This window comes from Pseudophaeobacter arcticus DSM 23566 (assembly GCF_000473205.1).
GTDB classification, from domain to species: Bacteria; Pseudomonadota; Alphaproteobacteria; order Rhodobacterales; family Rhodobacteraceae; genus Pseudophaeobacter; species Pseudophaeobacter arcticus.
Map to the genome: position 1 here is coordinate 4,160,823 of NZ_KI421507.1, position 16,674 is coordinate 4,177,496.

The following is a 16,674-nucleotide window of genomic DNA, read 5'->3' on the forward strand; positions in this document are numbered from 1 at the left end:
TGCAAGGGGATCTGTTCCTCTGGGGGCATCAGCTGCCGGGGCCGCGGCACATTTGGGCATCTTTTGGCAGGTGGACAGAGGGTCACAGGGGGCCACAGGGGGGGGCAGGCGACAGAGTTGCGCATGCAGGGCGTTGCAGTGACAGGGGCAATGGCCTAAATCACCCTCATGAAACATTCGATCCTGATCCATCCCGATCCCCGTTTGAAAAAGGTCTGCGCTCCGGTTGCCGATCTGTCGGACAAGCTGCGTCTGCTGGCAGATGACATGCTGGAAACCATGTACGGCGCCCCCGGCATTGGGCTGGCGGCACCACAGATTGGTGTTCTGGATCGCCTTATCGTGCTGGATTGCGAAAAAGCGGAGGGCGTCGAGCCCAAGCCTTTGGTGATGTTCAACCCGGAGATCCTTTCCTTTTCGGATGAAACCAATGTCTACGAGGAAGGCTGCCTGTCGATCCCCGATCAATATGCCGAGGTCACCCGCCCGCGGGATGTCGAAGTGCAGTGGCTGGATCGCAATGGCAACCTGCAACGTGAGACGTTTGACGGGCTCTGGGCCACCTGTGTGCAGCATGAGATCGACCATCTGGATGGCAAACTGTTCATCGACTACCTGAAACCGCTAAAGCGTCAGATGATCACCCGGAAGATGCAAAAGCTCAAACGAGAGCTGGCGCGGGACTAGAGCTCATGGCGCTGCTGCCCATCCTCCAATGGCCGGACGCGGGCCTGTCGACCCCCTGCGCTTTGGTTGCGCCGCAGGAGGATCTTGGCACTTTGATTGCCGATATGTTTCAGACCATGTACGCCGCTCCGGGCCGTGGGCTGGCGGCACCGCAGATTGGGGTGCTGCAACGCGTCTTTGTGATGGATGCCACCTGGAAGGACGGGCCGGGCACGCCTTTGGCGATGATCAACCCCGAGATTTTGACCTTTGGGGCTGAGCTGGCGACGGGCGATGAAGGCTGCCTGTCGATCCCCGGCGTGATGGCACCGGTTCTGCGGCCCAGTTCCGTGACACTGCGCTGGCAGGATGAGGCACGCTGTTGGCAGACCGGCACATTTGACGGCTTTGCCGCCCGGTGCATTCAGCATGAATATGACCACCTTGATGGTCTGGTGACCCTTGACCGCCTCGTGCCTGAGGCCCGCGTTGAGGCGGAAGAAACCTATCGCCGATATCTGGAGAGACCCGCATGACCGCACGTATTTGCCTGCCCTGGCCCGACAAACGCCTGCGCACCGCCGCCACCGAGGTGAGCGAGATCACCGACGAGATCCGCGCAATCTGGACCGACATGATCGACACCATGGAGGCCATGCCGGGCGTTGGTCTGGGGGCCAATCAGATCGGGGTCATGCTGCGCCTCGCGGTGGTGGATGGCTCCAAGGAGCGCGGTCGCGCCGTGCGCATGGCCAACCCCGAGGTGCTGCATGCCTCGACCCAGTTGCGTGAACACGAAGAGGCCAGCCCCAATCTGCCTGGGGTCTCGGCCAGGATCAAACGCCCCCGCGCCGTCACCGTGCGCTACATGGATGAGACAGGCACAATCACTGAGCGCGATTTTGTCGGCATCGAGGCCACCAGCGTGCAGCATCAGATCGACCATTTGAACGGCAAACTGTATTTTGATCACCTGAGCAAGATGAAGCGCGATATGCTGATCAAGAAATCCAAGAAACTGAACGGGTAAATCCAGGGAGCATCTGATGCGTATCATCTTTATGGGAACGCCGGAGTTCTCGGTGCCGGTGCTGGAAGCACTGGTTGAGGCCGGTCACGAGATCGCAGCGGTCTATTGCCAGCCGCCGCGCCCGGCAGGCCGTGGCAAAAAGGACCGGCCCACCCCGGTACATGCCCGCGCCGCTGAGCTGGGTTTTGAGGTGCGCCATCCGGTCTCGCTGAAGGGCGCAGCCGAACAGGCGGAATTTGCCGCGCTGGGCGCTGATATCGCCGTGGTGGTGGCCTATGGGCTGATCCTGCCGCAGGCGATTCTGGATGCGCCAGCCAAGGGGTGTCTGAACATCCACGCCAGCCTGTTGCCGCGCTGGCGCGGTGCGGCGCCCATCCACCGCGCCATCATGGCCGGCGATGCCGAGACCGGCGTCTGCATCATGCAGATGGAGGCCGGGCTGGACACCGGGCCGGTGCTGCTGCGCGAAGGCACCCCCATTGGCGATGAGGAAACCACCAGCCAGCTGCATGACCGCCTGTCGGATATGGGCGCCTCGCTGATTGTCACCGCGCTGCGTCATCTCGATGGGCTGACACCGGATGAACAGCCGCAGGAGGGCGTGACCTATGCCGCCAAGATCGACAAGAGCGAGGCGCAGATCGACTGGACGCAACCGGCAACAGAGGTGGACCGCAAAATTCGTGCCCTGTCGCCCTTTCCCGGCGCCTGGGTCGACATTGATGGTCAAAGGGTCAAACTGCTGGCCTCGCGGCTGGCTGCGGGCAGCGGCGCGCCGGGACAGGTGCTGGACGGTGACAGCCTGACAATTGCCTGTGGCGCGGGTGACGGGGCAGGCGCGGTTGAGATTCTGCGCTTGCAACGGGCGGGCAAAGGCGCGCAGGATCGCGAAATCTTTGTGCGGGGCTTCCCGCTTGCCACAGGGCGCCAGCTGTAACGGGGTGCCAACTGTAACAGGGCGCCAGCTGCAACGGGGAGTAGAGCATTGTTTCTGACCATGATGGGCACCGTGGTGATTGCCGGGATTACTGGCTACGCGGCAGAAAAGAGCGGCTTTACCCAGAACGGCTATCTGCCTTCGATCATCATCTGCGTCGGGGGCGCCTTTTTGTTCTACTTTGTGCGGATCATGTTTGGCATCGGGTTTGCGTCACCGGGGCTGAATGCAATTGCGTCTTCGGTTGGCGCCCTGATCATCGTGCCGTTTCATTGGCGTCGTTAGCGGAGAGACTTCATGAGTGTTATATTTCTGATCATCATCGGTGTGGCCGCCGGATTTCTGGCCACGCGGATCATGGGGATCGAGTCCGATATCATCACCACCATGGCGATTGGCATTGCCGGCGCCCTGATCGGCGGCTTTGTCCTGCGCGCGCTGTTGACGGTGATGGGCATGGTGGCGGGCCTTGTCGGCGCGGTGCTGGGTGCTCTGCTGCTGATCTGGCTTTGGCAGACCTATATCAAACGCTGAGTGGCGCAGGAATAATCCACCAAGCATCCTGCACTACAAGGCCTGATTTTGAGGGGGCTACAGCCCTGCTACCCATCTCGCCCCGGCTCGTCTGGATTACTTGAAAAGAGAGCGATCTTGTTGCCTTGGGGATCGCGTAGATAGCCAACATAGAACCGGGGCCCGTAGCTGGCGCGAAAGCCGGGCTGGCCCGCGTCGGTGCCGCCAGCCGCAAGCGCGGCGGAATGCAGGTCACGGACCTGCTGTTGACCGCCTGCCTCGAAGGCGATCATGGCGCCGTTTCCAGCCGAGGCCGGAGCGCCATCGAAGGTTGGTTTTACGTAAAAGTCAGGCAGCGGCGCAGATTGGTCCGACTGGCGTGGCAGCACATAACTCAGACCTTCGGGGCTCTCGGTCAGCTCATAGTTCAGGGCTGGCAGCAGCGCAGAATAAAACCGCTTTGCGCGCGCAATATCATCTGCCCCGACGGTTACATAGGCAATCATTTGCGCGTCCTCTTCAAATTTTGACCTTCCCTAGATAACAGACCCGCCAGGTGTGAGACGAAAACTTACTGGCGTGGCGGGCGGCTTTTGTAGACCGGCAGGTGCCAGCCAAAGGCAATGGAGCCTGCCCGCAGCCCCCAGCATACCGCAGCGCAGAGGATCAGGGCGAGTCCAGAGGTCAGGCCAAATGAGCTGGCTGCAACCGCCACAATCGCCCCGCTCATGGCGCAGGTGATATAGAGCTCTCCCTGTTTCAGCACCAAGGGTACTTCACCCACCACCACATCGCGCATCAGCCCGCCCAGGCTGCCAGTGGCCATGCCCATCAGCACCACGATGACAGCGGGCTTGCCCAGAGCCAGTGCCGCACCGGTGCCAGCCGAGACCGCAACGGCGAGGGCAAAACTGTCGAGCCAGATCAGCAGTCGCAACCGGCTCTCGACCAGATGGGCAGTAAAGAACACCACGACAGCCGCGCCTGCCGCCAGCAGGATGTGGTTTGGATCGGCAACCCAGAACACCTCTTCGCGGTTCAACACCAGATCGCGCACCGTACCGCCGCCCACCGCCGTCAAACACGAGATGAAGGCAAAGCCGACGATATCCAGCTGGGCGCGGCTCGCCACCAGTGCGCCCGTCAGGGCAAAAACCAGAACCGCAGCATAATCGAGCAGGGTGACAAAAGTCATTGTGATCTCTCCTTGATCCCCTGCGCGGGCCTCATGCCTTTGATTTGCTTTTCTTGAACGGGGCCATGCCGGCGCGGGCCAGCTCATCGGCGCGTTCGTTTTCGGGGTGGCCCGCATGGCCCTTGACCCATTCCCATGTCACCTGATGGCGGCTTTGGGCGGCATCCAGGCGCTGCCATAGTTCGACATTCTTGACCGGCTTTTTGGCGGCGTTTTTCCAGCCGTTTTTCTTCCAGCCAAAAATCCAGCCGGTGATGCCGTTTTTCACATAGTTGCTATCGGTCACCAGGGTCAGCGCCGAGGGCCGGTCGAGGCTTTCCAGCGCATTGATCGCGGCCAATAGCTCCATCCGGTTGTTGGTGGTATTTGCCTCGCCGCCTTTGAGCTCTTTTTCCTTGATGACAGTATCGCCATCCTTGGCCTGCAACAGGGCACCCCAGCCGCCGGGGCCGGGATTGCCCGAGCAGGCGCCATCGGTATAGGCATAGAGATCAGCCATGACAGGCCACCGAGATCCAGCGGGCCATTTGGCCGTCCAGGCCTTTGCCCTGGCCAAAGGCGCAGTTCACCACCGTAAATCCGGTGGTTGTGAGCAGATCTTTCAATTCGTCTTCCTCGTAGTAGGTATAGAGCCGCCCAAGGGCGTCGCGGGCCTCGCCTTTACCCAGTTTGAGGGCGATATAAAAGACGCCACCGGGTTTTAGGCTGCGCTTGAGTGCTGCCAGATGTTTCGTGAAGGCAGCGCGCGGCGCATGAAGCAGGCTGAAATTGGCCCAGATGCCATCATAGACCTTGTCTGCGGAGATCTCGTCAAAGGTTGCCTGCCAGGCGGTGACCCCTTCAAGCGCGTTGGCCAGCGCCACCATTTCGGTTGAGGCATCCATCGCATCGGCGCGCAGGCCCTCTGCGACCATCACCGCAGCCGAGGTGCCCGGTCCACAGCCCAGATCCAAGACCCGCCCACCGCGGGGGCAGGCCGCGATAAAGCTGTGCAGCCGCGGATCCTGGAGCAGGTGCTCGCGGTTCTGCGCTGCATAGTCTGCCGCCTTGTCGTCATAGATGCGGAGAGTTTCTGCGTCGCTCATCGAAGGCCTTACCTATGGGGGTATTGGGAGGAGGGCGGTGGCGTTCAGGCGCGTTCAATGGCCAGTCGCGCGGCAAGGGCGGCAAAAATGCCTGCAAAGCCCCGGTTGAGCCATTTCACCACGGTTTCCGAGCCCAGAACAAAATGCCGCGCCTGGGCTGCAAAATATCCGTAGAGCACAAAAACCACAAAGGTAAGCCCCATGAACACCGCGCCCAGCACGGCCATCTCATAGGTGGCATGCGTAGGATCGCCTGTCAGGAAGGGCGGCAACAGGGCCAGGAAAAACACCGAAAGCTTGGGGTTGAGGATATTGATCAGAGCGCCCCGTTGGGCAATGCGCAAAGCGGGCTGCGGTTTGGTCTCCGAAGAAATGGTCAGGGCACCACCGGAGCGCAGGGCCTGCCAGGCCAGATAGAGCAGGTAAAGCACCCCAAGCATTTTGACGATTTGGAAAAGCAGCGCGGAACTGTGCAGCACGGCCGCCAGCCCCAGCGTCGCGGCAGCGAGATGTGGCAGGATACCAAGGGTGCAGCCCAAAGCGGCCCAGACCGCTGACCGCGCCCCCTGACCAAGTCCCAGCGCCAGCGTATACAGAACCCCGGTTCCGGGAGCCAGAACGACAACAATTGCGGTGATGAGAAATTGCATGGAAATCATAGGCTGGCCCTTTCGGCAGGATTTCAGATCTGATCTGAAGTCATAGCCTAAGAGCAAGCGCGCGCGCCGTAAACAGCCAGAGCCGCCGCAAGCTGGCTCTGGTCACAGCTATCAGGCTGCTGTTATCAGACCACTGTCATGCTGAGGTTTCGGCCACTTTGTCGGCGGGGTGGCGCAGCACTCGCGGGACTTTGAACTCGACACGTTCCACGGCGGTTTCGACCACCTCAACCGTGACATCATAACGGGCGCGAAAGGCGTCGATGACCTCATTGACCAACAGCTCAGGCGCTGAGGCACCGGCGGTGATGGCAATGCTTGAGATCCCCTCCAGGGCGCGCCAGTCGATGTTTTCCGCCCGCTGCACCAGCTGGGCATATTTGCAGCCCGCTTTTGACCCGACTTCGACCAGGCGGCGTGAATTTGACGAATTGGGCGCGCCCACAACCAGCATGGCATCCGATTTTGGAGCAACGGCCTTAACCGCCTCCTGCCGGTTTGTGGTGGCGTAGCAGATGTCTTCTTTGTGCGGGCCGACGATGGCCGGAAAACGCGCTTCCAGCGCCGCAACGATGCCTTTGGTGTCATCCACCGACAGGGTGGTCTGGGTGACATAGGCCAGTTGCTCAGGGTCGCGCACCTGCACCTCAGCCACATCTTCGGGGGTTTCCACCAAAATGACCTCACCCTCGGGCAATTGCCCCATGGTGCCGATGGTTTCGGGATGGCCCTTGTGGCCGATCATGATCATCTGCAGCCCCTGTTCGGCATGGCGCTGCGCCTCGATATGGACCTTGCTGACCAGCGGGCAGGTGGCATCGACATAGACCATCTGGCGCGCCTCAGCGGCTGCGGGCACCGATTTTGGCACCCCATGAGCCGAGAAAATCACCGGGCGGTCCTGGGGGCATTCTTCCAGCTCTTCGACAAAAATGGCGCCCTTGGCCCGCAGCCCATCCACTACAAATTTGTTGTGAACGATCTCGTGGCGCACATAGACCGGAGCGCCCCATTTTTCGAGCGCCAGTTCTACAATCTTTATGGCGCGATCAACGCCGGCACAAAAGCCGCGTGGCGCAGCCAGATACAGTGTCAGGGCAGGTTTGGTCATCGGCGTCTCCTTAACGGCAGAAGTAAGGCTTTGCCGGGCGGAGGTCCAGCCTGATGAGCCGACCTGAAGAAACGACGGGGCACGGCTCCAGCACTTGGAGGGCAGCGAGGGGCACTGCCGCAGCGCTGTCCACAGTTCCGGGCTATTTCAACAGGGAACAAAACTATGAAAAAAGGAATATGTTAACTGATCTGTTGCATGTTCGGGGCAATGGGGTGTGGTCCTGTACCAAAAGGGAGGGGCTACGCGCGATGCCCTTTGGGGGGTTGAGCAGTATGTAATGCTGGTCGGGTAGAGGATTGAAAAGCGCTGTGAACGATAAATCGAGCCAACCCGAATACCTTCCTTGGGATGAAGAGAGCGATTTTGTGGCCCAGCAATACGCGGTCACCATGGGGCGCCGGTTTCGCACCGTAAGCGTCACCTGTAACCTCGTCGTGGTTCTGGGCCTCCTGTGGATCGTTTTGGGCGTTTTCATAAATGCGCCGAGCATGGTGATCATCTCAGCCATTGCAATTGTTGGCTCGATTGCCGCGAGCCTGCTATTGAAAACGGAATACACGCTTTTGGCCCGCCTTCTATGGTATTTTACGGGCTGGGCTGCGGTCATGGGATCTGTTTTTACCATGCCCCCCGAAAGCTATATCGAACTGTTTTTTGTAGTCCTTCTCGGTGGGCCCTTTATGACGTTTTCGATGCGTCGCGAAAAGGCGATGATCGTTACACTGCTGGGCATTGTCTTTGGCAGCTGGCTGATGTTCCGGTTTCTCGGGAGTGACTATTTTGGCCCGCCACTCGTAGAGGTGGCGATTCCCACCAGCTATCTCACTGGCGGTGTTTTGGTCACGGTTTTTGCCGTCCTTGTTGTCGAAATGATGGCCTTTGGCGAGCTGGCCGAAAGCTATAGTGACGATCTGTTGCGGGCCCACCAAAAGGAAAGCCAGGCGAATCACGCCAAAAGCGAGTTCCTTGCCGCCATGAGCCATGAAATCCGCACGCCAATGAACGGGGTGCTTGGTATGGTTGAGGTGCTTGAAAGAACGGAACTTACCCCGGAACAACGGCGCATTCTGCACACCATTCAAGATTCGTCGACCTCGCTGCTGTGGATCATTGACGACATCCTGGACGTCTCCCGTATCGAGGCTGGCAAGATGGAGTTGTTCGAAGCGCCAATGCGGCTGTTGCCGCTGATCGAGGGGGCGACAGCAACGCTGCGGCCCTATGCCAGCCAGATGGATGTGGATCTGTCCCTGGCGGTGCAGTCGGATCTGCCGGATACGCTCAAAGGCGATGCAGGCCGCGTGCGTCAGATTCTGCTCAACCTCATCGGCAATGCGATCAAGTTTTCTGAACCACTGCCCGACGAGACTGCTGGGCGGGTGCGGTTGCGTGTTGAGATATGTGAGCCCGGCTGGATTGATTTTGTCGTCGAAGACAACGGCATCGGTATTGAACCGGAGGTCCAGGAGGCGATCTTTGCACCCTTTGAGCGCTCTGCAGTGGTGGCAAAACGCATGATCAAGGGCAATGGCCTGGGATTGACGATTGTACAGCAACTGGTCTCCAAGATGGGAGGTACAGTTTCGGTGGACAGCACCCTGGGGGAGGGCAGTACCTTCACGGTACGGCTACCTGTTCTGGAACCCTCCGGGCCGATCAAGGGGCCCAGGTTGGCGGGGACAAAAGTTGTGGCGATGCTGCCAGAGCAGGGGCGGGATTGTAACTGGCCCACCTATGTATTGGCTGCGGATTGTGACCTCAAATGGGTGGCCAGCCGGGAAGAGTTTCTTGCCCTCGCCCGCTTGGCCGGCCGGGAGTCCATTTTTGTTCTGCCCGAAGAGACCGCAGATGATCACCTGTCCAGCTGGTGCCGCACCCGGATTGAAAAAGAACTTCCAGACCTGAAAGTTCTTGAGTTCAAATCCTGCGCAGACATGCAGAAGTTCAGCTCAAACAACCGATGGGCCGTGGTGCAGTCCGGGCCGGTCCTGCCCAGCGAGCTGTGGGAGGCCCTTGAAAGCCTGGTTGGCTATAGCAACAAAGAGCCCAAAGAGCCCAAAGCCCGCCCAGGGACCAAGGGTCGTTCCGCCGCGTTGAACAAGACGGGGGGGCGGATTTTGGTGGCTGAGGACAATGAAATCAACCGCGCCGTCATTGAGAGCCAGCTGGCCCTGCTGGGGTGCACGGTGACGATGACACGTGACGGGGCAGAATGTCTTTCGGCCTGGCAGAACGGTCAATTTGATATGGTCTTGGCGGATTGCCAGATGCCGGTCATGGATGGGTTTGAGCTGACCCGCGCCATTCGCCAGATCGAAACCGAACGGGGGCTGCGCCATACGCCGATAGTCGCGGTGACGGCAAATGCTCTGGAGGGTGAGATTGGAAAATGCCTGGCAGAGGGAATGGATGCCTTTGTCTCCAAGCCCGTGACAATTGCCGGTTTGGAAGCTGTGATCCGTCAGCAATTACCGGCCTCCGTTGTCAGCGCCGAAACCCGGAGATGGGCTGCTGCGCAGCGCAGTTAGGGGCTCGGGCTGCGGACTGCCAGGGCAGGTAGGGTGTACGGGGCAAATCAGGCGGAATACCGAGCAGGGAGAACAAGGGGATATCAGGCAGGAGAGTGGACTGAGCAGGAGGGGTTCAAAACGGGCTGAGTGAGTGGCTGCCCGTTTTGAACGACTGTTTTACCTACTGTTTTTTGATCAACTGCTAGAGGCTGCCAGTTTGGAGAGGCCCGGGAACAGGTGATCACTGCTTTTGACAGGGAGGTTTTGACGCTTAGTCCTGCTTTGAGCGCCCGGGCCAGACTTATCCGGCAGGCCGCCAGGCAATGAAACCAGTGTGTCCCAACTGCAGGACACGCCGGAGCGCGTTTCTTTAGCCCTCAACTGCAGAGACTGACCTTGTGTCAGCGGGATGCTCTCGCGGGGGGCGCCCAATGACATCTTTCAGCTCTTCCAACTCGATGAAGTTGTCAGCCTGACGCCGCAGTTCATCAGAGATCATAGGCGGCTGGCTGCGAATGGTGGAAACGACAGAGACGCGAACGCCCTGACGCTGCAAGCTGGCAATCAGCGGGCGGAAATCGCCATCGCCTGAAAACAGAACGATGTGGTCAACGCGTGGGGCCAGTTCCATGGCATCCACAGCAAGTTCGATGTCCATGTTGCCTTTGACTTTGCGGCGGCCCATGCTGTCGGTGTATTCCTTGGCCGGTTTGGTCACCATGGTGAAGCCATTGTAATGCAGCCAGTCAACAAGGGGGCGGATGGGGGAATACTCATCATTTTCCAGCAGCGCCGTATAATAAAAGGCCCGCAAGAGCTTTCCGCGACGCATGAATTCCTGTCGCAAAAGCTTGTAGTCGATATCAAACCCTAACGCCTTGGCTGCGGCGTATAGATTCGAACCGTCTATGAACAGCGCAAGCCGTTCGTCTTTGTAAAACATCCTAAAGTGTCCTTCCGGTAAATCCGTTTACGCCAAAAGATCCGTGAGTGAATTGGGGGCGGCGAAACGGGTGGACATATTGTAAGTACTTTGGCACCTGCTTCAAGTGTACGGTTTTTCCTAAATGAGGTCAAAAGTGACCAATCTACGTTCAAAAGCGATCATTTCTTTGGGGGGTAACTTACCCTTGGGCGAAATGTCGCCACGACAAATACTAATGGCTGCAATGCAGGAAGTTGCTCTCCTTATGGGAGAACAGTGCCAAGTTTCACGCCTTTTTCAAACCCCTTGTTTTCCAGCCGGGGCCGGGCCTGATTTTGTCAATGCGGCGATGGCGGTTGAAACCGCGCTTGATCCCGAAGCATTATTGCAGTGCTTACATAGTGTTGAGCAAAAATTTTCTCGTTTGCGAAAGCAACGCTGGGGGACGCGAACACTGGATCTGGATTTGATTTCTCTGGGCGAGAAAGTGTTTCCTGATCCTGCTATTCACCAACATTGGCGCGACCTGCCTCTGGAACAACAAATGTCACAAACACCTGATCACCTGATTCTCCCGCATCCTCGGATGCAGGACCGCGCCTTTGTTCTGGTGCCGATGTGTGACATCTGCCCGGAGTGGCGTCACCCAATTTTGGGGAAAACGGCGGCGGAACTCTGTGCTGCGCTGCCAAAATCGGATTTGGAGGCGGTTCTGCCGCTGCAATCCCCGGATTGAAGCGTTTTCTGCGCTTGTCAACAAAAAGATATGGGCGTAAAAGTCGCTTTTCCGGACCCACACTGATTTTGGAGAGTCGCCTATGGCCCGCGTAACGGTTGAAGACTGCGTAGATAAAGTACCAAACCGCTTTGAGTTGGTCATGCTGGCGGCCCATCGCGCCCGCGAAATCGCTGCCGGAGCTGCGCTCACGGTTGATCGCGACAACGACAAGAACCCCGTCGTGTCGCTGCGCGAAATCGCGGATGAGACCCAGCGCGCCGATGATCTGCGCGAGCGTCTGATCGAGAGTAATCAAAATCAGATCGAAGTCGATGAGCCCGAAGAAGATTCGATGGCTCTGTTGATGGGGGCCGAAAACGACAAACCTGCTGACGACGACATGTCAGAAGAGAAACTGCTGCGTGCTCTCATGGAGGCGCAGGGGCAGGGCTGACATCAGCCATAACTCCCAATTTTGAGGCTGCGGACCGGATATGATTTCACCAGAAGACCTGATTGCTCTGGTCCGCAACTACAATCCAAAAACCAATGCCGACAAAATCGCCGAGGCCTTTGCCTATGGCGAAGAGATGCACGCAGGCCAGTTCCGCCACTCGGGTGAACGCTATTTTTCCCACCCCGTAGCGGTTGCCGCCCTGTTGACCGAACAGCGACTGGACGATGCCACCATCATCACCGCGCTGCTGCATGACACCATCGAAGACACCAAGGCCTCTTATGAAGAGGTTGTCAGCCGCTTTGGCCTGGAGGTGGCCGAGCTGGTGGATGGCGTCACCAAACTGACCAATCTGCAACTTTCCAGCCGTGAGACCAAACAGGCGGAGAACTTCCGCAAATTGTTTATGGCGATGTCCAAGGATCTGCGGGTCATTCTGGTCAAGCTGGCTGATCGGCTGCACAATATGCGCACCATCAAGGCGATGAGGCCGGAAAAGCAGGCGCAGAAGGCCCGCGAAACCATGGATATCTATGCGCCGCTTGCGGGCCGCATGGGGATGCAATGGATGCGCGAAGAGCTGGAAGACCTGGCCTTCAAGGTGCTCAACCCCGAGGGCCGCCAGTCGATCATCCGCCGCTTTGTGACGCTGCAACGGGAAACCGGCGACGTGATCCACCGGATCACCGGCGACATGCGGGTTGAGCTGGAAAAAGCCGGCATCGAGGCCGAAGTCTTTGGCCGCGCCAAGAAGCCCTATTCGATCTGGCGCAAGATGCAGGCCAAGGATCAGGGCTTTTCGCGTCTGTCAGATATCTATGGCTTCCGTGTCATCACCCAATGCGAAGAAGACAGCTACAGGGCACTGGGCTGTATTCACCAGCGCTGGCGGGCGGTGCCGGGACGGTTCAAGGACTATATCAGCCAGCCAAAATCCAACGGCTACCGCTCGATCCATACCACCGTTTCAGGCCGGGACGGCAAACGGGTGGAGGTGCAGATTCGCACCCGTCAGATGCATGATGTGGCCGAAACCGGCGTTGCGGCCCATTGGTCGTATCGCGATGGCGTGCGCTCGCAGAACCCCTTTGCGGTGGATCCGGCAAAATGGATTGCCTCGCTCACGGAACAGTTCGACGCCGAAGAGGACCACGATGAGTTCCTCGAAGCGGTGAAGCTGGAGATGTATTCCGACCAGGTCTTTTGCTTTACGCCAAAAGGCGATGTGACCAAGCTGCCCAAGGGCGCCACGCCCATTGATTTTGCCTATGCCATCCACACCCGGATCGGCCACGCCTGCGTTGGCGCTAAGATCGACGGCATTCGGGTGCCTCTGTGGACCCGCATTCGCAACGGTCAATCGGTCGAGGTCATCACCGCCGAGGGGCAGACGCCCCAGGTGAGCTGGCTGGAGATCGCCACAACCGGCAAGGCCCGCACTGCCATCCGCCGTGCCCTGCGCGAGGCGGACCGGGCGCGGTTTGTCAAACTGGGGCGGGAACTTGCGCGCTCTGCCTTTGAGCATGTGGGCCGCAAATCCACCGATAAAACACTGGAAACAGCCGCAAGGGCCCTGCGGATCGTCTCGGTGAACGAGTTGTTGGCGCAGCTTGGGGCTGCCGAGATTACCGCCCACGATGTGGTGCAGGCGGTCTACCCTGAACTGTCCTCGCAAGATGGCGATGTGATTTCACCCCGTCGTGCCGTTATTGGCCTGGAAGTCGGCCAGAGTTTTGAACGCGCCCCCTGTTGTCAGCCTCTGCCGGGGGAGCGGATCATTGGCATCACCTACCGGGGCCGCGGCGTTGTTGTCCACACCGCCGATTGCGATCGGCTGGGCGAGTTTGAGGAACAGCCGGAACGCTGGGTTGACGTGCATTGGCACAGTGGCACACACCCTGCGGCTTACGGAGTCACCCTGGAGTTGACCGTCGGCAATGATGCAGGAGTCCTGGGACGAATTTGCACATTGATTGGTGAGAAAAAGGCCAATATTTCCGATCTTGAGTTTTTGGATCGGAAACCAGACTTTTACCGGCTGATGATAAATGTTGAACTCAGGGATGTGGAGCAGCTGCATTCTCTGATGTTAACATTGGAGGCCGAGAGTGACGTCGCCGAAGTTGCGCGTTTCCGGGAGAAGCCGGAGAAACGCTTGATTTCGGGCTGAGGCTCGGTTGGAACTAGGAAGGACGCAGGGCTTTGGTATTCAGGCGCCGTGATAGACGCCCGCTTCATCGAGCGGTCGCGGATTTCATCTGGCCCCGCGGGGGCTGGAAACGGGCATTTCTATACGTAAGGCACCGGGTCCGCCGCCTGCCTGATTCGCCCGAACGCATTGCCCGCGGGGTCTGGGCCGGGGTCTTCACCACTTTTACGCCGTTTTATGCCATGCATTTTATCGTCGCGGCACTGATTGCCCGGCTGATGAACGGCAATATCCTGGCGGCGCTGAGCGGCACCTTCTTTGGCAACCCGCTGACCTATGTGCCGATTGGGGTTGCTGCCCTGCAGACCGGACACTGGATGCTGGGCACCGAATACGAAGAGGTTGATCGCTCTCTGGTTGGTAAGTTTCTGGATGCGGGCAAAGATTTGAAAGACAATCTCTTTGCGCTGTTTCACGACCAGCCGGCTGATTGGCACGGGCTGTCCTTGTTCTACGATGAGGTGTTCTTTCCTTATCTGGTTGGCGGTATTCTGCCCGGTGTCATCACCGCTACCATCTGCTACATGATCAGCCTGCCGGTGATCCGCGCCTATCAGCAGCACCGGCGGTCGCGCATCAAGGCCAAGTTTGAGGCGATCAAGAAGCGCGCCGAGATGGAAGCCGCCGGGATCTCACCGGTGGTCGAAACCAAAAAGCCCAAACCCAAACTGGCCCTGCCACGGGTGCGCAAGGTGAAATAACCAGCCACCTCCGCGCCGGAGGGGTTGCTCTTGGCGGTTTGCGGTCTAATCTCGCGGCAACAGATACTGATCTCGGGATACATGACATGGCTCAGAACGCATTGCGCTTGGGTGTGAATATCGACCACGTGGCCACTGTGCGAAATGCGCGTGGCGGCGATAACCCGGATCCGGTCCGGGCTGCAATCCTGGCGCAGAACGCAGGCGCCGATGGCATCACCGCCCATCTGCGCGAGGACCGCCGCCATATTGTCGATGCCGATATCGACGGCCTGATGGCGGCCCTGCGCATCCCGCTGAATTTCGAGATGGCGGCAACGCCGGAAATGCAGGCCATCGCCCTGCGCCACAAACCCCATGCGGTCTGCCTGGTGCCGGAAAAACGCGAAGAGCGCACCACCGAGGGGGGGCTGGATGTGGCGGGCAATGACAATGCGCTTGCGGACTATATCGCGCCTCTGTGCCAGGCAGGCAGCCGGGTGTCGATGTTCATCGGCGCCGAGAAGTCGCAGGTCGAGGCTAGCCACCGGATTGGTGCGCCGGTGATCGAATTGCACGCCGGAGCCTATGCCGACGCCTGGGCTGAAGGACGCTGGGATGTGCGTGATGCGGAACTGGCCAAGATCACCGAAATGGCCGCCTATGCCACGGATCTGGGGCTGGAGGTGCATGTGGGGCACGGTCTGACCTATGACAGCGTTGGCCCGATTGCCGCCCTGCCCGAGGTCAAGGAGCTCAATATCGGCCATTTTCTGATGGGAGAGGCGATGTTTGTTGGCCTGCCCGCCGCCCTGGCCGAAATGCGCCGTCAGATGGATCTGGCACGCCAGGGATAAGATTTGGGGGTAAACACCATGCGACGTTTCTTTTCAGGACTTACCGGCGGTGCCGTGATCGCTTTGTCGGGGGCGTCAGGTGCTGGGGCGCAAAGCCTGCAGAGCTGTGACTGGGTGGCCTCAGCTGCCAATCTGGTCGAACCCTGGGCAGAGACCAGTCGCACCTATGGGGATGGTGCGGTACGTATTGCTTTGCTGGACACTGGCGGCGAGCCCGCCTGTTGCTCCAGCCATCTGCTTATTCTGTCGCCAGACCCTGAATATGGCCAGGCCTGTCATGTTCTGTCTGACCGGCAAGGAACCGGGTTTCGCCAGGTTTTCCTGGAGCAGAGCAACAGCCGCTATGATGCTGGAAAGGGCCTGCTGGTGACCATTCCCGTTGGCCGGTTTGACCCGGATACCGGTGGTGTGGATCCGGCAAGCATCCAGCCCGTGTCGATCCGGATCAATCAATCCTCTGGTCAGTTGGCCCTGGAGGCAGCATCCGCAGCGCCAGCCTCTGCCCCGTCGGCCAGTACATTATCTGCCAGTACACCATCCGCCAGTGCCCCGTCTGTCGGCGACCAAGGCGCAAAAAAGTAGCGCTGCCGGGCAATTGCGCCGCCCCGGACTGCGCGGTGGCTGGTGCCAGGGCATTCCCCTTGAACTCCTGAGAGGCCCGTCATGATCCTGGGTATCGGAACCGACCTTGCCAATATCGAACGCATCCAGGGCACTCTGGATCGGTTTGGGGATCGGTTCCGCAACCGGGTCTTTACCGATGTCGAGCAGCGCAAGGCCGAACGGCGGCGGGACGTGGCGGGCACCTATGCCAAACGCTGGGCCGCCAAAGAAGCCTGCTCCAAGGCGCTTGGCACCGGGCTGCGCATGGGTATCGCCTGGAAGGACATGGCCGTCAGCAACCTGCGCAGCGGCCAGCCTGTGATGCAGGTCACCGGCTGGGCGGCAGAGCGCCTGGCCAAAATGACACCACCGGGTCACAGCGCGGTTATTCATGTGACATTGACCGATGATCACCCCTGGGCACAGGCCTTTGTGGTCATTGAGGCCCGGCCAATTTGTGCTCAGCCAGTGGATCAGTCTGCGGATCAGTCGGCTGAAACGGCCAGTGAAGCTTGA

General features: G+C 59.3%; 21 protein-coding genes. 14 read left to right on the plus strand and 7 right to left on the minus strand.

Features of this window, described 5'->3' with window-relative positions; all coding sequences use genetic code 11:
* The first annotated feature begins 168 nt into the window (after positions 1-168).
* Genes def (ARCT_RS0124575) through ARCT_RS0124600 form a run of 6 tightly spaced genes read left to right on the plus strand, consistent with a single transcriptional unit; the run spans position 169 to position 3,167 of the window.
* Positions 169-687, plus strand: a complete 519-nt coding sequence (gene def, locus ARCT_RS0124575) for a peptide deformylase (RefSeq protein ID WP_027242482.1) — start codon at positions 169-171, stop codon at positions 685-687.
* Between the two features lie 5 nt (positions 688-692).
* Positions 693-1,202: a peptide deformylase gene (gene def / locus ARCT_RS0124580; RefSeq protein ID WP_027242483.1), complete on the plus strand. Its 510-nt coding sequence runs from the start codon at positions 693-695 to the stop codon at positions 1,200-1,202.
* Entirely contained in the window at positions 1,199-1,696 is a 498-nt protein-coding gene (gene def, locus ARCT_RS0124585; RefSeq protein ID WP_027242484.1) for a peptide deformylase, read from the plus strand. The genes def (ARCT_RS0124580) and def (ARCT_RS0124585) overlap by 4 nt, the downstream gene beginning before the upstream one ends.
* A gap of 16 nt (positions 1,697-1,712) precedes the next feature.
* Positions 1,713-2,633 carry a methionyl-tRNA formyltransferase gene (fmt, locus tag ARCT_RS0124590; protein ID WP_027242485.1) on the plus strand — a complete coding sequence of 307 codons (921 nt, stop codon included), beginning with the start codon at positions 1,713-1,715 and terminating at the stop codon, positions 2,631-2,633.
* Between the two features lie 48 nt (positions 2,634-2,681).
* A complete protein-coding gene (locus tag ARCT_RS0124595; protein ID WP_027242486.1) occupies positions 2,682-2,918 on the plus strand; it encodes a hypothetical protein in 237 nt (78 codons plus the stop codon).
* Between the two features lie 12 nt (positions 2,919-2,930).
* Positions 2,931-3,167 carry a GlsB/YeaQ/YmgE family stress response membrane protein gene (locus ARCT_RS0124600; protein ID WP_027242487.1) on the plus strand — a complete coding sequence of 79 codons (237 nt, stop codon included), beginning with the start codon at positions 2,931-2,933 and terminating at the stop codon, positions 3,165-3,167.
* Between the two features lie 68 nt (positions 3,168-3,235).
* On the opposite strand, the gene ARCT_RS0124605 is transcribed toward ARCT_RS0124600, so the two are convergent.
* The 6 genes from ARCT_RS0124605 to ispH all read right to left on the minus strand — a co-directional run bounded on the left by ARCT_RS0124605 (position 3,236) and on the right by ispH (position 7,196).
* Entirely contained in the window at positions 3,236-3,652 is a 417-nt protein-coding gene (locus ARCT_RS0124605; protein ID WP_027242488.1) for a VOC family protein, read from the minus strand.
* A gap of 65 nt (positions 3,653-3,717) precedes the next feature.
* Complete coding sequence (locus ARCT_RS0124610; protein ID WP_027242489.1) at positions 3,718-4,341, minus strand: trimeric intracellular cation channel family protein; 624 nt, start codon at positions 4,339-4,341, stop codon at positions 3,718-3,720.
* 31 nt (positions 4,342-4,372) lie between these two features.
* A complete protein-coding gene (rnhA, locus tag ARCT_RS0124615) occupies positions 4,373-4,840 on the minus strand; it encodes a ribonuclease HI (RefSeq protein WP_027242490.1) in 468 nt (155 codons plus the stop codon).
* Positions 4,833-5,426: a class I SAM-dependent methyltransferase gene (locus ARCT_RS0124620; RefSeq protein ID WP_027242491.1), complete on the minus strand. Its 594-nt coding sequence runs from the start codon at positions 5,424-5,426 to the stop codon at positions 4,833-4,835. Before ARCT_RS0124620 ends, rnhA begins: the two co-directional genes overlap by 8 nt.
* A 44-nt stretch (positions 5,427-5,470) precedes the next feature.
* The gene (locus ARCT_RS0124625) at positions 5,471-6,085 is read right to left on the minus strand and encodes a LysE family translocator (RefSeq protein WP_027242492.1); all 615 of its coding nucleotides are present in this window, start codon (positions 6,083-6,085) and stop codon (positions 5,471-5,473) included.
* A 136-nt stretch (positions 6,086-6,221) separates the two neighbouring features.
* Positions 6,222-7,196: a 4-hydroxy-3-methylbut-2-enyl diphosphate reductase gene (gene ispH, locus ARCT_RS0124630; RefSeq protein ID WP_027242493.1), complete on the minus strand. Its 975-nt coding sequence runs from the start codon at positions 7,194-7,196 to the stop codon at positions 6,222-6,224.
* Positions 7,197-7,507: 311 nt separating this feature from the next.
* Between ispH and ARCT_RS0124635 the strand changes: the two genes are divergently transcribed.
* Positions 7,508-9,727: an ATP-binding protein gene (locus ARCT_RS0124635; RefSeq protein WP_027242494.1), complete on the plus strand. Its 2,220-nt coding sequence runs from the start codon at positions 7,508-7,510 to the stop codon at positions 9,725-9,727.
* A 352-nt stretch (positions 9,728-10,079) separates the two neighbouring features.
* Here ARCT_RS0124635 and ARCT_RS0124640 read toward each other — a convergent pair whose 3' ends face one another.
* Positions 10,080-10,652 carry a LabA-like NYN domain-containing protein gene (locus tag ARCT_RS0124640; RefSeq protein WP_027242495.1) on the minus strand — a complete coding sequence of 191 codons (573 nt, stop codon included), beginning with the start codon at positions 10,650-10,652 and terminating at the stop codon, positions 10,080-10,082.
* A 136-nt stretch (positions 10,653-10,788) separates the two neighbouring features.
* Here ARCT_RS0124640 and folK point away from each other — a divergent pair, with 136 nt between their 5' ends.
* The 7 genes from folK to acpS all read left to right on the plus strand — a co-directional run bounded on the left by folK (position 10,789) and on the right by acpS (position 16,674).
* Positions 10,789-11,370, plus strand: coding sequence for a 2-amino-4-hydroxy-6-hydroxymethyldihydropteridine diphosphokinase (gene folK / locus ARCT_RS0124645; protein ID WP_027242496.1), 582 nt, complete (start codon positions 10,789-10,791; stop codon positions 11,368-11,370).
* Positions 11,371-11,452: 82 nt separating this feature from the next.
* A complete protein-coding gene (gene rpoZ / locus ARCT_RS0124650) occupies positions 11,453-11,806 on the plus strand; it encodes a DNA-directed RNA polymerase subunit omega (protein ID WP_027242497.1) in 354 nt (117 codons plus the stop codon).
* Between the two features lie 40 nt (positions 11,807-11,846).
* Positions 11,847-13,979 carry a RelA/SpoT family protein gene (locus ARCT_RS0124655; RefSeq protein WP_027242498.1) on the plus strand — a complete coding sequence of 711 codons (2,133 nt, stop codon included), beginning with the start codon at positions 11,847-11,849 and terminating at the stop codon, positions 13,977-13,979.
* Positions 13,980-14,011: 32 nt separating this feature from the next.
* Positions 14,012-14,719, plus strand: a complete 708-nt coding sequence (locus tag ARCT_RS26820; protein ID WP_051360995.1) for a DUF2062 domain-containing protein — start codon at positions 14,012-14,014, stop codon at positions 14,717-14,719.
* Positions 14,720-14,805: 86 nt separating this feature from the next.
* Positions 14,806-15,555, plus strand: coding sequence for a pyridoxine 5'-phosphate synthase (locus tag ARCT_RS0124665; protein ID WP_027242499.1), 750 nt, complete (start codon positions 14,806-14,808; stop codon positions 15,553-15,555).
* Positions 15,556-15,573: 18 nt separating this feature from the next.
* The gene (locus ARCT_RS27290) at positions 15,574-16,137 is read left to right on the plus strand and encodes a hypothetical protein (RefSeq protein ID WP_051360997.1); all 564 of its coding nucleotides are present in this window, start codon (positions 15,574-15,576) and stop codon (positions 16,135-16,137) included.
* A gap of 81 nt (positions 16,138-16,218) precedes the next feature.
* Positions 16,219-16,674 (plus strand): holo-ACP synthase, encoded by a 456-nt coding sequence (acpS, locus tag ARCT_RS0124675; RefSeq protein WP_027242500.1) that lies wholly within the window; start codon positions 16,219-16,221, stop codon positions 16,672-16,674.

What these genes read in the sequence shown, in the direction of transcription:
- def (WP_027242482.1), top strand. Translation starts at nt 169, where the DNA reads ATGAAACATTCGATCCTGATCCATCCCGATCCCCGTTTGAAAAAGGTC.
- def (WP_027242483.1), top strand. Translation starts at nt 693, where the DNA reads ATGGCGCTGCTGCCCATCCTCCAATGGCCGGACGCGGGCCTGTCGACC.
- def (WP_027242484.1), top strand. Translation starts at nt 1,199, where the DNA reads ATGACCGCACGTATTTGCCTGCCCTGGCCCGACAAACGCCTGCGCACC.
- fmt (WP_027242485.1), top strand. Translation starts at nt 1,713, where the DNA reads ATGCGTATCATCTTTATGGGAACGCCGGAGTTCTCGGTGCCGGTGCTG.
- ARCT_RS0124600 (WP_027242487.1), top strand. Translation starts at nt 2,931, where the DNA reads ATGAGTGTTATATTTCTGATCATCATCGGTGTGGCCGCCGGATTTCTG.
- ARCT_RS0124605 (WP_027242488.1), bottom strand. Translation starts at nt 3,652, where the DNA reads ATGATTGCCTATGTAACCGTCGGGGCAGATGATATTGCGCGCGCAAAG.
- ARCT_RS0124610 (WP_027242489.1), bottom strand. Translation starts at nt 4,341, where the DNA reads ATGACTTTTGTCACCCTGCTCGATTATGCTGCGGTTCTGGTTTTTGCC.
- rnhA (WP_027242490.1), bottom strand. Translation starts at nt 4,840, where the DNA reads ATGGCTGATCTCTATGCCTATACCGATGGCGCCTGCTCGGGCAATCCC.
- ARCT_RS0124620 (WP_027242491.1), bottom strand. Translation starts at nt 5,426, where the DNA reads ATGAGCGACGCAGAAACTCTCCGCATCTATGACGACAAGGCGGCAGAC.
- ARCT_RS0124625 (WP_027242492.1), bottom strand. Translation starts at nt 6,085, where the DNA reads ATGATTTCCATGCAATTTCTCATCACCGCAATTGTTGTCGTTCTGGCT.
- ispH (WP_027242493.1), bottom strand. Translation starts at nt 7,196, where the DNA reads ATGACCAAACCTGCCCTGACACTGTATCTGGCTGCGCCACGCGGCTTT.
- ARCT_RS0124640 (WP_027242495.1), bottom strand. Translation starts at nt 10,652, where the DNA reads ATGTTTTACAAAGACGAACGGCTTGCGCTGTTCATAGACGGTTCGAAT.
- rpoZ (WP_027242497.1), top strand. Translation starts at nt 11,453, where the DNA reads ATGGCCCGCGTAACGGTTGAAGACTGCGTAGATAAAGTACCAAACCGC.
- ARCT_RS0124655 (WP_027242498.1), top strand. Translation starts at nt 11,847, where the DNA reads ATGATTTCACCAGAAGACCTGATTGCTCTGGTCCGCAACTACAATCCA.
- ARCT_RS0124665 (WP_027242499.1), top strand. Translation starts at nt 14,806, where the DNA reads ATGGCTCAGAACGCATTGCGCTTGGGTGTGAATATCGACCACGTGGCC.
- ARCT_RS27290 (WP_051360997.1), top strand. Translation starts at nt 15,574, where the DNA reads ATGCGACGTTTCTTTTCAGGACTTACCGGCGGTGCCGTGATCGCTTTG.
- acpS (WP_027242500.1), top strand. Translation starts at nt 16,219, where the DNA reads ATGATCCTGGGTATCGGAACCGACCTTGCCAATATCGAACGCATCCAG.